The 13,187-nt window shown below is 68.6% G+C and carries 14 protein-coding genes; 5 read left to right on the top strand and 9 right to left on the bottom strand.

The window, feature by feature from the left end; genetic code table 11:
- Nucleotides 1-188: 188 nt before the first annotated feature.
- The 3 genes from F3S47_RS09265 to F3S47_RS09255 are packed head-to-tail and all read left to right on the top strand — an operon-like array spanning nt 189 to nt 4,039.
- Nucleotides 189-1,367: a DegT/DnrJ/EryC1/StrS family aminotransferase gene (locus F3S47_RS09265; RefSeq protein WP_150444953.1), complete on the top strand. Its 1,179-nt coding sequence runs from the start codon at nt 189-191 to the stop codon at nt 1,365-1,367.
- A 6-nt stretch (nt 1,368-1,373) separates the two neighbouring features.
- Nucleotides 1,374-2,219: a glycosyltransferase family 25 protein gene (locus F3S47_RS09260; RefSeq protein WP_150444952.1), complete on the top strand. Its 846-nt coding sequence runs from the start codon at nt 1,374-1,376 to the stop codon at nt 2,217-2,219.
- The gene (locus tag F3S47_RS09255; RefSeq protein ID WP_150444951.1) at nt 2,219-4,039 is read left to right on the top strand and encodes a GMC oxidoreductase; all 1,821 of its coding nucleotides are present in this window, start codon (nt 2,219-2,221) and stop codon (nt 4,037-4,039) included. Before F3S47_RS09260 ends, F3S47_RS09255 begins: the two co-directional genes overlap by 1 nt.
- Nucleotides 4,040-4,051: 12 nt before the next feature.
- Here the strand turns inward: F3S47_RS09255 and F3S47_RS09250 are convergent, their stop codons facing one another.
- From F3S47_RS09250 to F3S47_RS09215, 9 genes are read right to left on the bottom strand one after another with little or no spacing between them, the layout of a single operon-like run.
- The gene (locus tag F3S47_RS09250) at nt 4,052-4,453 is read right to left on the bottom strand and encodes a CBS domain-containing protein (protein WP_150444950.1); all 402 of its coding nucleotides are present in this window, start codon (nt 4,451-4,453) and stop codon (nt 4,052-4,054) included.
- Nucleotides 4,450-4,605, bottom strand: a complete 156-nt coding sequence (locus F3S47_RS19365) for a hypothetical protein (protein WP_191090124.1) — start codon at nt 4,603-4,605, stop codon at nt 4,450-4,452. The genes F3S47_RS09250 and F3S47_RS19365 overlap by 4 nt, the downstream gene beginning before the upstream one ends.
- Nucleotides 4,602-5,573, bottom strand: a complete 972-nt coding sequence (locus F3S47_RS09245) for an FAD:protein FMN transferase (RefSeq protein WP_150444949.1) — start codon at nt 5,571-5,573, stop codon at nt 4,602-4,604. Before F3S47_RS09245 ends, F3S47_RS19365 begins: the two co-directional genes overlap by 4 nt.
- Entirely contained in the window at nt 5,557-6,768 is a 1,212-nt protein-coding gene (gene nqrF / locus F3S47_RS09240; protein ID WP_150444948.1) for an NADH:ubiquinone reductase (Na(+)-transporting) subunit F, read from the bottom strand. The genes F3S47_RS09245 and nqrF overlap by 17 nt, the downstream gene beginning before the upstream one ends.
- A complete protein-coding gene (gene nqrE, locus F3S47_RS09235) occupies nt 6,765-7,364 on the bottom strand; it encodes an NADH:ubiquinone reductase (Na(+)-transporting) subunit E (protein WP_150444947.1) in 600 nt (199 codons plus the stop codon). Before nqrE ends, nqrF begins: the two co-directional genes overlap by 4 nt.
- Nucleotides 7,361-8,014, bottom strand: a complete 654-nt coding sequence (locus F3S47_RS09230; protein ID WP_150444946.1) for an NADH:ubiquinone reductase (Na(+)-transporting) subunit D — start codon at nt 8,012-8,014, stop codon at nt 7,361-7,363. The genes nqrE and F3S47_RS09230 overlap by 4 nt, the downstream gene beginning before the upstream one ends.
- On the bottom strand, nt 8,011-8,808 hold the full coding sequence (gene nqrC, locus F3S47_RS09225; RefSeq protein ID WP_150444945.1) for an NADH:ubiquinone reductase (Na(+)-transporting) subunit C: 798 nt from the start codon (nt 8,806-8,808) through the stop codon (nt 8,011-8,013). Before nqrC ends, F3S47_RS09230 begins: the two co-directional genes overlap by 4 nt.
- A complete protein-coding gene (locus tag F3S47_RS09220) occupies nt 8,801-9,586 on the bottom strand; it encodes an RnfABCDGE type electron transport complex subunit D (protein WP_150444944.1) in 786 nt (261 codons plus the stop codon). The genes nqrC and F3S47_RS09220 overlap by 8 nt, the downstream gene beginning before the upstream one ends.
- Nucleotides 9,583-10,860 carry a Na(+)-translocating NADH-quinone reductase subunit A gene (locus F3S47_RS09215; protein WP_150444943.1) on the bottom strand — a complete coding sequence of 426 codons (1,278 nt, stop codon included), beginning with the start codon at nt 10,858-10,860 and terminating at the stop codon, nt 9,583-9,585. The genes F3S47_RS09220 and F3S47_RS09215 overlap by 4 nt, the downstream gene beginning before the upstream one ends.
- An 88-nt stretch (nt 10,861-10,948) precedes the next feature.
- Here F3S47_RS09215 and F3S47_RS09210 point away from each other — a divergent pair, with 88 nt between their 5' ends.
- Complete coding sequence (locus F3S47_RS09210; RefSeq protein ID WP_150444942.1) at nt 10,949-12,016, top strand: cytochrome c3 family protein; 1,068 nt, start codon at nt 10,949-10,951, stop codon at nt 12,014-12,016.
- 3 nt (nt 12,017-12,019) lie between these two features.
- Nucleotides 12,020-13,177: a cation:proton antiporter gene (locus F3S47_RS09205; RefSeq protein WP_150444941.1), complete on the top strand. Its 1,158-nt coding sequence runs from the start codon at nt 12,020-12,022 to the stop codon at nt 13,175-13,177.
- The last annotated feature ends 10 nt before the right edge of the window (nt 13,178-13,187 follow it).

Raw genomic sequence — 13,187 nt, 5'->3', positions numbered from 1 at the left:
CTCCGGGCAAAACCGCCGCGACGCTTGGACAGCCGAGCCCGACAGGAGTTCGGTTGAGCCGTCGGAGTGTAGGCGGTCCGAGGCCCTGCCTGGCCTCCAACCCGGTCGGCAAATCCTGTCACGTTCAGCCGCCAGTCTGATACTGTATCGAAACGGTGCGGCCGTGCCCGCCCAAGCCAGGAGTGACCATGCCAAGAGTGGGATTCAGCGAGGCAGCCGCGCTCGGTCGCGTCATCGCCCGGGGTCAGCTTCTCCGCTACGCCCAGGGTGACAAGGGCTACACTCCGCGCTTCGAGGCCGAGCTCGCGAAAATGCTCGACGTTCGGCATGTCCTGGCGGTCAACAGCGGAACGAACGCCCTGATCACGGCGCTGGCGGCCGCGGGTGTCGGCCCTGGGGACGAGGTGCTGGTCCCTGCCTACACTTGGGTCTCGACCGCAATCGCACCGCTCGCGGTTGGTGCGGTGCCCGTGCTCGTCAACGTCGACGAGAGCCTGACCATGGACCCGATCGAGCTGGAGCGGCAGATCACGCCCTACACCAAGGCGATCCTGCCGGTTCACATGCTGAATGTCGTCTGTGACATGGACGCGATCATGGCCGTCGCCCGCCGGCACGGCCTTCTCGTGGTGGAGGACGCCTGTCAGGCAATCGGCGTCAGCTACAAGGGCCGTAGGGTCGGGACGATCGGCGACGCCGGGGCCTTCAGCTTCAACCACTACAAGAACATCACCGCGGGAGAAGGCGGCGCGGTCCTGACGAACGTGGATCGCATCCATGGCCGCGCCCTGATGTTCCACGACCCCGGCAATTTCATCCGGGGGCTCGAAGCATCGACCGAGCCCTACTTCTCGCACAGCAACATGCGGGTCTCCGAGCTGACCGGAGCGGTCCTCTATGCCCAGCTGAAGAAACTCGACCCCCTGCTGCGGCGCCTGAAACGGCGTCATGCCATGATGGCGGAGGCCTTTGAGGGGGCCTCCGGATGCCGTCTGTCGCCGCATAACGACCCGGAGAACGCCGTCGGCATGACCGTGCTCTTCGACAGCGCCGGCGACGCCGAAGCCTTCGGACAGAACCGCGGTGTCGAGCGGCTCATCGAGACCGACCGCCATGTCTTCACGAACTGGGACGCGATCCTGTCCAAGCGGTCCTTTCACCCCCGGATGAACCCCTATCAATGGGCCAACAGGGAGATTGAGTACCGGATCGAGGACTACGACCGGACGCTGGACATCCTTCGCCGGACCTGCCGGGTGGCGCTCGGCGCGCAGTTCCCCATGCCCGTCATGCGGATGCGCAGGTCCGTCCTGAAGAACGCGCTGTCGACCCGGGTTCCGGCGCCCCGGCCACTCGCCGCGGAGTGACGGGAGATGCTCGACGGCCGGACCGGTGACCAGGGCGATGCCGTGACCCAGGCAACGAGGGCCGCAAACCTGGACGTCGTCGTCATCAGTCTCGCCACCTCGACGGAGCGACGCGGCAAGATCGCGGAGCAGTTCAAGGATATCAAGTCCGACTGGTCCTTTTTCGATGCCCACACCGAGCTGCGTCATCCCGAGCTCGAATACGACGCGAACTTCGTCGAGAGCACTTTCGGCAGACCTCTGTCCGAGCCGGAACTCGCGATATGGTCGAGCCACTACACCGTGGTGACGGACTTCCTCGAGAAGAGCGACAGCGACTACCTGCTGGTTTTCGAGGACGATGTGATCCTCGACACGGCTCTGCCTCTGGCGCCGGTCCTCGACTTCTGTGCCGACAGGGGGCTCCACTACCTCCGGCTGTTCGGGATGTACGCGGCCCCCTCGGTGCAGCTCAGCTATCTCTTCAACCGGTCGATCATCCGGTACCGATCGAGCCCGTCCGGCCTGCAGGCTTACATCCTCTCCCGGGAGGGCGCGCGCCGGATCGCGCGGGCCTGCCGGCGGATAGCAACCTCGGTGGACCTCGCCTTCGACGAGTTCTGGAAGACCGGCTTGCCGATCTACGCCCTGTTCCCGTTCCCCGTCATCGAGCGGTTTTCGCCCAGTTCAAATTCAATAGGTCCGGATTCCGAATTCACTGCGTCTGGGCGGGCGCGGCTGCTGGCCCATCGCGTCGCCCGAAAGCTCCGCAAGCTCCGGGCCAATCTCGCGCTAACCGGGGCGGACGCACGGTTCCGCCGCACGGCCCTAGGGTTCGAGCAGATCCGGCAGGACCATATGGGAGAGCCCTAGTGTCGCGGCTCGATCGGGGGCCCTTCCCGGAGGGTCGTGCGGTGAACGGGATCGGCGACGCCGGGGTCCGGGTCATCGATCTCTCGACCCTCGGAGCGGAGGACAAGCTGGACTGCGATGTCCTCATCGTTGGCGCCGGGCCCGCGGGCCTTACGGTGGCGCGCGGGCTGGACGGGAGAAAGCTCGACATCGTCATTCTCGAAAGCGGCGACATAGAGGAGACACGCGACGCGGAAGAGCTCAACGGCGTCGAGATCTCGGACGACACGTGGACCGAGGCGGAAGTCGCCCGTCGCGCGGAGTACCATTCCGCGCTGACGGAGTTCTGGGAGGCGTCCCACCAGCAATACGGCGTGCGCTGTCGCGGGATCGGCGGCTCGACGGCGGCCTGGGCCGGGAAGTCGGCCGCCTTCGACGACATCGACTTCCGCACGCGCCCGTGGGTCGCGAACAGCGGTTGGCCGATCGCGAGGGCCGATCTGGACGATGCGCTCGACCGGGCCGCCGGGGTCCTGAATCTCGGACCCAACTGCTACGACGACGCGCTCTGGGGAAAAATGGGCCGCGACTGCCCGGTGCCTCGTCCGGACGAGGCTAGCTTCCGATCCTTCTTCTGGCAGTTCGCCCGCTCCCGGATCGACCCGATGACGATCCTCAACGCCGGCCGCGAGTTCCTGAACGATGCGCCGGTGCCCTGCCGGATCCTGACCGGGGCCACGGTCACAGCGATCACCGCATCCGAAGACGGCAGCCGGGTCGAGGGCGTCGAAGTGGCCGCCCGGGACGGGCGCCGGAGAAGAGTGAGCGCCCGCACCGTCGTCCTGGCTGCCAGCGCCATCGAGAACGCGAGGCTGCTGCTCGCCTCCCGGAGCCCGGCACATCCGGCGGGCCTCGGCAACGGGTACGACGTGGTCGGGCGCCATCTCATGGATCATCCCTGCGCCGTCGTCGGCGGATTCTCCGGGACGGACATCCAGCGCATGGCCGAGCTCTTCGGGTTCTTCGGTCTCAGGACCCCGACCGGGGTCACGATGTACATGCGAGGTCTTGCACCGACCGCTGCCGTACAGGAGGCGGAGGGACTGCTGAACTGTGCCGGTTTCATGCCCGGCGAGCGCGCGGAGGACGATCCCTGGGACGCCGCCAAGCGGTTGCTCTCGCGGCGGAGCGAAAGCCTCAACGACGACGCGCGGGCGATCCTGCGTTCACCCGGTCTGGTCGCGCGCGGACTCGGGCGGCTCGCGCTCCAGTCGCGCTACATGCCCCGGCGCCTGTCGCGCTTCGCCATCGATCAGGTGGTCCGGTTTCGGCCGGACGTGGCGGCGGAGGAGTACCTGACCGGGGGAGTGCCGCACAAGCTGACGGGCCTCGACATCCAGGTCGTGTCCGAGCAGGTCCCCGAGCCGGAGAACCGGATCACGCTCTCCCACAGCACCGATCGCCACGGGGTCCCGCTCCCACTCGCCCGATGGGTGGTGGGCGAACTGGAGCGTCGTACGCTCGCCCGGGTCGGAACGCTGATGACGGAGACCTTCGGGCGGTCCGGTCTCCCCGTGCCGCACCTTGAACCATGGGTCGTGGAGAACCGGCTCGACGAGGCCACGATCATCGACATGGCACATGCCTCCGGGACGACGCGCATGTCAGCGGATCCGCGGCTCGGGGTGGTCGATGCGGACTGCCAGGTGCACGGTGTCTGCAACCTCTTCGTCGCGGGCGCCTCTGTCTTCCCGACCAGCGGCCACGCGAACCCGACCCTGATGATCACCGCGCTGTCGGTCCGGCTGGCGGATCGGCTGACGCGGCAGATGGTCCGGTGAGCGCGAGCCCGTCTACTCCGAGAACTCGTCGTGGAGCCCCTTCAGCAGGTCCTTGCGGGTGAGGATCCCGACGAGCCGTCCTTCGGACATGACCGGGAAGCGCCGGTAGGGCTGATCCATGAAGCGGCGCGCCGCCGCCACGATGTCGAGGTCGGCCTCGAGCGTCTCGACCGGGGCTGTCATGTAGTCGGAGACTGTGCCGCCGAGGTCCTGATGATAGCTCGCGTGAAGGATGGCGCGGAAGCAGTCCTTCACCGTGAGCATGCCGAGGATGCGGCCGGCATCGTCTGTCACCGGGGCGCCCGAGATGCCGCGCGAGACGAAAAGACCCGTCGCGCGGGTCAGCTCCATTTCCGGCGAGAGGGTCACCGGCTCGCGCGTCATGTAGCGGTCGATGCTCGGGCGATATCTCATTGGGTGCGTCTCTTGGGGCAGGTCTCGCAGGCTTCGCAGGAGACGCCGCCGCAGCTGCCGCGAAGCGCTGGCCGGCCCTTGAGACCGCCGAGGGCGAGCCCCCCGACGGCGAGCGCGAAGATGGTGAGCGTGGCGACAAGAGTCCCGATCATGCCGGAGTCTCCCCGATGACGAAGTCCTCCGCGCCGCCGGTCGTCTCGACACCTCCTCCGGGCAGCGAGAAGATTGCCGGGATGCCTTCGCGGAGGGCAAGCTCGGTCGCCCGGGCCCGGCCCATGGCGAAGAACGCCGTTGCGAGGCCGTCCGCCTCGGTTGCTGTCGGGCAGAGCACCGTGACCGCGCGCAGGCTGTCCTCGGCCGGCCGTCCCTGCGCGGGATCGATGATATGGCCGATGCGGCGGCCGCCGATCTCGTAGCCCTGCTCGCCGAGGCCGGAGGTGGCGAGGGCGAGTTCTCCCGGTGCGACGATGAGGGAGGGACCGCCCCCGCCGTCGACGGCGACCTGCCAGGGCCGTCCATCGGGATGACGGCCCCGCGCCGCGACCTCTCCTCCCAGTTCGATCACGAAATCGGTCAGGCCGCCGGCGTCCAGCGCCGCGACCATGTTGTCGAGAGCGTGCCCCTTCGCGATGCCGCAGAGGTCGAGCGTCAGGTCGGAGCGCGTCTTCACGCCTTCGGCTGCCAGCGGCTCCAGATCCTCCCAGCGTCCCGCCTGGCCCTCGCGCACCGGGCCGAACCCGTAGCGCGCGACGAGGGGTCCCACCGTGGGGTCGAACGCCCCGCGCGTTCGTCGGGCGACGGAGAGGGAGGCCTGGAGGACAGAGTGCGTCTCCGGCGAGAGGCTGACGCGCCCGGATCCCGCGTGATTGAACCGGGTGATTTCGCTGTCTGCCCGCCAGGGCGACATTAGGCGATCCGTCTTCGCGATCACGCCCGCGATGAGTGCCTGAACGCGCTCCTCTCCGGCATTCTCCGGAACGAGGGCACGCCAGTAGGACCCGAAGGCGTGCCCGCCCATAACCGTCGTGCCGGCCAATGCGGGCAGGGGCGCCAGGGCGGCGGCGGTGAGCATCAGGAAGCGGCGGCGGTTCATCGACATGATCTCAACTCGCGAAGTCATCGAAGAAGACGGTTTCAGGTTCGACGCCGAGGTCGTCGAGCATGGCGGTGACGGCGCGCATCATCAGGGGCGGGCCGCAGAGGTAGTAGTCGCAGTTCTCGGGTGCCGGATGGGTCGACAGGTATTTCTCGAGAACGACCTCGTGGATGAAGCCGGTCTCTCCGGTCCACTTGTCGTCGGGTGCCGGATCGGAGAGGGCGACCGTCCAGGAGAAGGTGTCGTGAGCCTTGTCGAGCGCCCTGAACTCCTCGTCGTAGAAGAGATCTTCAAGGCTCCGGGCGCCATACCAGTAGGAAAGGCGACGTTCCGGATTCCGTGAGAGCTGGTCGTGCGCGATGGCCCGGAGGGGCGCCATTCCGACACCGCCGCCGATGAGAACGATCTCGCGGTCGCTGTCCCGGACGCGGAAGGTGCCGTAAGGTCCGGCGACCTCCAGCCTGTCGCCCTGTTCGAGTCCGAAGAGATAGCTGGACACCACGCCGGGAGGCAGCTCCGGCCGGTGCGGCGGCGGCAGGGCCAGGCGGATGTTGAAGACGAGCAGCCCCTCGTCCTCCGGGCGGTTCGCGATGGAGTAGGCGCGGGTCACCGTTTCTCCGCTTCGCGCGGAGAGCTTGCGCAGCCCCCGTTTCTCCCAGGCCGCGGCATGGTCGCCGGCGTCGATTTCCGCGAAATCCAGAGTGTAGGCCGGCGCCGTCAACTGCGCGAATTCGCCCGCGGTGAAGTTGAAGGAGGTGGTCTCGGGCACCTTCAGGACGAGCTCCTTGATCAGGGGCGCAAGCGCGCGGTTCGAGACGACCTCGCACTCGAAGGTCTCAGCCGAGAGTATGTCCTCGGGCACCCGGACAGAGAGGGGGCCGCGTACCATGACCTGGCAGGTCAGCCGCTCGCCCTCCGCGATCGCCGCACGCCCCAGCAGGCTCGTCTCCGTCGGCAGCGGCGGGCCCGCCCCCTCGACCTCGGCGCGGCAGAGCCCGCATGTCCCGGCGCCCGCGCAGCCCGACGGCATGGGGATGCCGCCGACCTTGAGGAAGTCGAGCAGCTTCTGGCCGGTCACGCCCTCGATCTCGGTTCGGCCGTTCACGCGGACGGTCACCGGGCGCGCTGGCTGCAGCACGTTCCGAGCGGTAAGCACGATGAGGGCTAGGGCAAGGATCAGCACGACCATCAGGAGGGTGGCAAGGAAGATCTCGATCATTGTCCGGCGATGCTCCCGAAGGCCGTGAACCCCATGGACATGAGGCCCGTGACGATGAAGGTGATCCCCAGCCCGCGCAGGCCGGCGGGAACGTCCGCGTAGGCCAGCCGCTCGCGGATCGCAGCGAGCGCGATGATGGCGAGCGCCCAGCCGACGCCGCTGCCGAAGCCGAAGACGATGGACTCGGTGAAGTCGTAGCTCCGCTCCGCCATGAAGAGGCTGCCGCCGAGGATCGCGCAGTTCACGGTAATGAGCGGGAGGTAGATGCCGAGCGCCGCGTAGAGCCGGGGCACGAAGCGGTCGAGTGTCATTTCCAGGACCTGCACCATCGCCGCGATGACGCCGATGAAGGCGATGAGCCGCAGGAACGTCAGGTCGATGTCGGCGCCGAGCCAGTCCCACGCGCCGGGCTTGAGCAGGTGCGTGAAGATCAGCTGGTTCACCGGGACGGTAACCGTGAGGATCGCCGTGATCGCCAGCCCGAGTCCGACGGCGGTCTCGACCCGCTTGGACACCGCGAGGAATGTGCAGACGCCCAGGAAGAACGAGAGGATCAGATTGTCCGCGAAGACGGCGCGAAGGAAAAGCTCGGTCATGGGGTCTCTCCTTCGGCGCGGACCGGGGTCGGGTCCGGCTCGGCCTGCGCCGTCTGCCAGGCCCTGATCGCCCAGACGAGCAGTCCCAGCAGAACGAAGGCCGAGGGAGCGAGCAGCATGAAGCTCCAGGGCTCGTACCATCCACCATCCGTGACCGTCTGGAAGACCGTCGCGCCGAAGAGCGTGCCCTGGCCGAAGAGCTCCCGCGCGAAGGCCACGATCAGGAGAACGGCAGAATAGCCGAGCCCGTTTCCGAGCGCATCGAGCATCGAGGGGAACGGCGGGTGCGACATGGCGAAGGCTTCGGCCCGGCCCAGGACGATACAGTTCGTCACGATCAGAGAAACGAAGATGGACAACCTTTCGCTGATCGCGAAGGCGTAGGCCTGCAACAGGAGGTCCGCGACGATCACCAGCGCGGCGATGATCGTGATCTGCAGGATCAGCCGGATCTGTCCGGGGATGTGCCTCCGGATGAGCGAGATCACTCCGGAGGCCGCGACGAGCACGCCGGTCAGGGCCACGCACATGGTCGCCGCGGTGGTCATCGAGGTCGTCACCGCGAGGGCCGAGCAGATACCCAGGATCTGCACGGTGACGGGGTTATCGCGCAGGATCGGCCCGGTGATATGCGAGAGAGAGCTCGTCATAGCCGTCCCTCGCCAAGCGCGTCGAGAACGGGCCCGAAGCCCTCGGGACCGATCCAGAAGCGGACCATGTTCTGCACGCCGTTAGAGGTCCGCGTCGCGCCGGTGATCGCGTCGACTTCGTACTCGTTTTGCGCTCCCCCCCGGACGACCGCGACGCGGATCTCGCCATCCGGACCCAGGAGCTGTGTGCCCGGCCATTGGGCCTGCCATGAGGGACTTTCGATGTTTGCGCCGAGGCCCGGCGTCTCGCCCTGTTCGGTGATCGTGAGGCCCGCGACGGTGTTCAGGTCGCCCTCGAGCGCGAGGTAGCCCCGGATGACCGACTGGTAGCCCTGGCCGTAGACCGGGAGGATGACGGCCGCGATGTCGGAGCCGTCACGCGCGACGTAGAATTGCGCGAGGTCGGGCCGCGTCCCGATGCCCGCGATGTCCTCCTCGGGCGGCAGGGCGCTGATCTGCTCCTCGTCGAGAGCCTCCGGGTCGAAGGCCGATGGATCGACGTCGGCGCGGGTACCGGTCTCCAGGTCGGCCACGACGATGTCGAGCCCGTCGGCCCCGGTCTCGGCGAGAAGGTCGGCGAGCGCCGGCAGGTCGGCGAGGAGCGCCTCGAGACGGGCCTGCCGCTCGGCCGCCCGGTTCGAGTCGAGCCGGGGACCGAGGAGCACCGCCGCGCTGGAGACGGCAAGGGCCGAGGCTGCGGAGACCAGGAACGCCATGGCCAGCATCTTCCCGCGGCTGTCGTTCGGGGCGGCGAGCATTCTCCGCCAGGCAGTGATCGGATTGAGGTCAGGCACGGCGGCGCTCCCTTGCAAGACGGTTCAGGGACAAGGCGGCGTGATCGAAGGCCGGGGCAAAGACCTGGGCCAAGAGGACGGCAAAGACGAGCGGAGGGCCGGCGCCCATGAGACCTGTCGGTCCGGCGAGCAGGGCCGCCAGCGATCCGGCGATCGCACCGTAGACGATCCGGGCAGGGACGGACGTCGGGGCGGCGACCGGGTCGCCCAGCAGGAAGACGGCCGCGAAGACGACGCCGCCCGCGATGGGAAGCGGGGACAGTGGCAGGCCGAGAGACACGGTGACCAGGGCCACCCCGACGGCACCCGACAAAAGAACCGACATGGACAGAACGCCCGTGGCCAACAACAGGAGCGCCGCGCACCAGCCGGCCAGCGCGACCGCCGTCTCAGATGCCGGAGGCGCTGCGCCGGGATGTGACAGGTAGAGCAGCGCGAGCGCGACGGCGGGGGCTCCGATGATATTCCGGCCCCAACCGCCGAAGACGAGTTCGGCCAGCACGATCCCGAAGCTCACCCCGAGCGCGATTTGAAGCGCGGTGAGGCCCAGCGGGGCCAGCAGGGCCACCGAGACCGCGAGGACCAGCGGCGTGGGAGAGAGCGGGACGCCGTGGATGGCCCGGAAGAGCCCCGCCCAGAACGCCGCCGTCACGAAGGCCGCGCCCATCCGGATCGCCGCCGGACCGCCATCGACGGCGAGCACCGTGGCGGCGACAGGCAGCAGGGCGGCGGCGAGGATCCAGCCCACCAGTTCCCGGGTCCAGAGTCCGCGCCTCATGATCCCGTTTCCAGCTTGTCGAGGATCCGGCGGAGGCAGGCGCCGAAATCCTCCGTCGCGCCCGAGAGATAGGTGGCGAGGGCCATGTCTTCTTCCAACAGGCTCAGCGCCCCGAGGCTCGCGGCCGTCTCCGTGTCGCCCACACTGAGGGCGCGTAGGAGGGGGATGGCGGGCAGGTCGCGTCCCAGCGCCCGCGATAGGGCGGCATGGGGCACGAGCGCCGGGACCTTGGCCGGGCCGAATACATGGCGAGGCGGGGCAGGGCGATCGGAGCGCACCACGAACGAGGCCTGCAGGTGCCTCCGGCGGAGGAAGCGGCTCTCCGTGCCCGAGAGCGGCGACCCGGAAAGACACCTGTGCGGGCCGGGCTCGCTTTCGGTCAGTGCGAGTTCCTCGAGGTCCGCGCCAGGGGGCAGGGCCACGACCCGGGCGTCAGAGGCTTTCTCCCCGCCAAGGGCGACCTGCCGTAGCCCTTTCGGCGGACTGCCGTCGGCCAGGAGGCGGCCCAGGTCGATGACATCGAGGTGACCGATCTGCCAGACGGGACGATCGAGGCTCGGCGGGCAGAGCCGCTCTATCTGCAGGCCGGGAAGGCCGACCGGATGCCCGCCGCGGAACACGGCGGGTCGGATCCGCTCGTGGGCCGGTGAAAGCTGCGACCCCGGTGCCTGGGCCACGTGGACCAGGCCGTCGGTCAGCCGGGTGAGCGCGGTAAGACCCCGATGAAAATCCTCGCGGGCCCCCTCGATGGCCGGGCGCGGATCGGCGGCGCCGGGCTCGGTCGTCATCGCCGGAACGAGGATGGCCGCCGGACGCTCGTCCGGCACGGGCACACGGCCGAAGGGACGCCGCAGAAGGGCGGACCAGAGCCCGGACTCACGCATCAGCGTGCGAAGTCCGTCCTCGTCCTGTGCCCCGGCCGGATCGAACGTCCTGCGGACCTCTCCCTCGATCCGGATGACCGCGAGGCGCACGCTGCGGCGCGCCCCGATCGCGATTTCCTCGACGACCCCCGAGACCGGCGCGGTTATCACGAGATCCTCGGTTCTGCCGTCCCTGAGGACGGGATCGCCGATCCGCACGCGGTCTCCCGCCTCGACACACGGCTTCAGCCGAAGGCCGGGGTAATCCGATCCCACCAGCCCCACGCGGGTCGGCGGCCGACATGGCCGGCCGTCGCCGGGCGGCGCGCCGAGCGCGCGGAGGTCGTAGCCGGTCATGTTGAACACGGTCGAGTCGGTCCCCATTGCTTCCCGGGGCCACCACACCGTCATCCGGCCGACTCTACATTGACGTGAATCAAAGTGGCTTTCGCTGGGTCAGGCAAAGTCGACGGGTCCGCCACTCGACAGGGAGCCCGACATGATCCGCACCGGAGCCGCATTTACTCTTCTTGCCATCCTCGCGTCGCCGGGGGCGGCCCAGACCGATGCAGAGCAGATCGTGCAGGACTGGGTTCGATCCGCGCATGCCGACGCGGCGGCGGAGGCCTTTGCTCATTGGAACGGGGAAGGCGAGATCCCGGCAGAGTGCGCGGTCTGCCACTCCGGCGCCGGCTTCCGGGACTTTCATGGACTCGACGGGTCCGCGGCCGGAAGCGTCGACGCCTCGATCGAGCCCGGTGGGGTGGTGGACTGCGACACCTGCCATACACCGGGGGTAGAGGGCATCTCGCAGATCACCTTTCCCTCGGGCATCTCGGTACCGCCGCTCGCCAATTCGGCCACCTGCATGACCTGCCACCAGGGCCGGTCCTCTGGGCCGGCGCTCGTCGAGCGGTTCGGCGACCTCGATCCTGACGCGCCGAGCGCCGAACTCGCCTTTCAGAACCCGCACTACGCCGCGGCGGCCGCGACCAATTTCGGGACCGAGGTGAAGGGGCTCTACGAGTACATGGGCCGTGAATACGTCGGCCGCTTCGATCACGTCGACGGGGCGGACACCTGCATTGCCTGTCACGACCCGCACACGCTCGAGATCGCGGCCGAGAGCTGCGCAACCTGTCACGAGGGTAGCGAGCCACGAGACATCCGGCTCAGCGTCGACGCCCGGGACTATGACGGCGACGGCGACACCTCCGAGGGCATTGCCGCAGAGATCGCCAGCCTGCGCGAGATGCTGGAGGCGGAGATCATGGCCTACGCCGAGGGCGTGGCCGGAGCACCCATCGGCTACGCAGACGCCTATCCATACTTCTTCACAGACACGAACGCCGACGGAACGATCGGGGACGACGAGGCGGTCTTCCCGAACGCCTATGGCGCCTGGACGCCGCGGCTACTGGCAGCCGCCTACAACTTCCAGTTCGTCACGAAGGACCCGGGCGGCTACGCGCACAACCCGCACTACACGCTGCAGGCGCTGCACGACTCGATCGTCGATCTCGCGACGGCCAGCGGACGCCCCGTCCCCGAGATTGCCCGGCCGTAACCAGTGACGCTCGCACCATTGCTCGTCGGGCTCGGCGGTCTGTTCTTCGCCGGGCTCGTGGCCGATTATGTCGGTCGGCGGACGCAGCTGCCGCGCGTGACCATCCTGCTCATCTGCGGGATGGCGGTGGGACAGACCGGGTTCGACATCCTCCCGGAAGAGGTCACCGGTCTCTACGAGCCGCTCTCTGTCGCCGCCCTGACCATGGTGGCCTTTCTGCTGGGCGGCAGCCTGACCCCCGAGACGCTGCGGGCGAACGGCGGGCCGATCCTCGGCATTTCGCTCGGGGTCGTCCTGGCGACGGTCCTGGCGATCACGCTGGGCCTGCTCGCGCTCGGCGTTCCGCTGGCGGTTGCCCTGCTCCTGGGTGGTATCGCGACCGCGACCGACCCTGCGGCGACCGACGACGCGCTCCGGCAGGGCGGGGCGCAGGGGCCGTTCACGGATCGGCTTAGGGGGATCGTGGCTGTCGACGATGCCTGGGGCATCATCACCTTCGGCGTTCTCATGGCCCTCGCTCTCGCTTTCGGGGGGCATACCACCGAGGAGGGCGTCGTCGCGGAAGCCCTGTGGGAGATCGGCGGCGCCCTGGCGCTGGGGGCTGGCATCGGTCTGCCGGCCGCCTACCTGACGGGCCGGTTGAGCGACGGCGATCCGCTGCGGATCGAGGCGCTGGGGCTCGTCTTCCTCACCGCCGGTCTCGCGCTCTGGATGAATGTCTCCTACCTGCTTGCCGCGATGACGGCGGGGGCCATCGTGGCGAGCCTCGCGGAGCACCATACGCGCGCCTTCCACGAGATCGAGCACATCGAGTGGCCCTTCATCATCCTGTTCTTCATCCTCGCCGGGGCGAGCTTCGATCCCTCGGCCCTCGGCGCGGCAGGCCTGACCGGCGTGGCCTACGTCGTCCTTCGCATCCTGGGCCGCTGGGCCGGGGGGTGGATCGGGGCGCGTCTCTGCGGTGTGCCGAAGCGCGAGGCGCATTGGTACGGCCCGGCGCTCTTGCCGCAGGCGGGGATCGCCATCGGCATGGCGCTCGTCGCGGGCGAGGCCTTTCCCGTCTACGCGGAGACGATCCTGACGATCGCCGTCGCGAGCACTGTGCTGTTCGAGATTGCCGGTCCCTGGATCACGGTCCTGGCCGCCCGCCGCGCGGCCTAGCGCGCGGCGG

The organism is Histidinibacterium aquaticum, assembly GCF_008710275.1.
Classification (GTDB): Bacteria; Pseudomonadota; Alphaproteobacteria; order Rhodobacterales; family Rhodobacteraceae; genus Oceanicola; species Oceanicola aquaticus.
The sequence above is the reverse complement of the archived record's forward strand: the minus strand, read 5'-3'. Positions and strand labels throughout refer to the sequence as shown.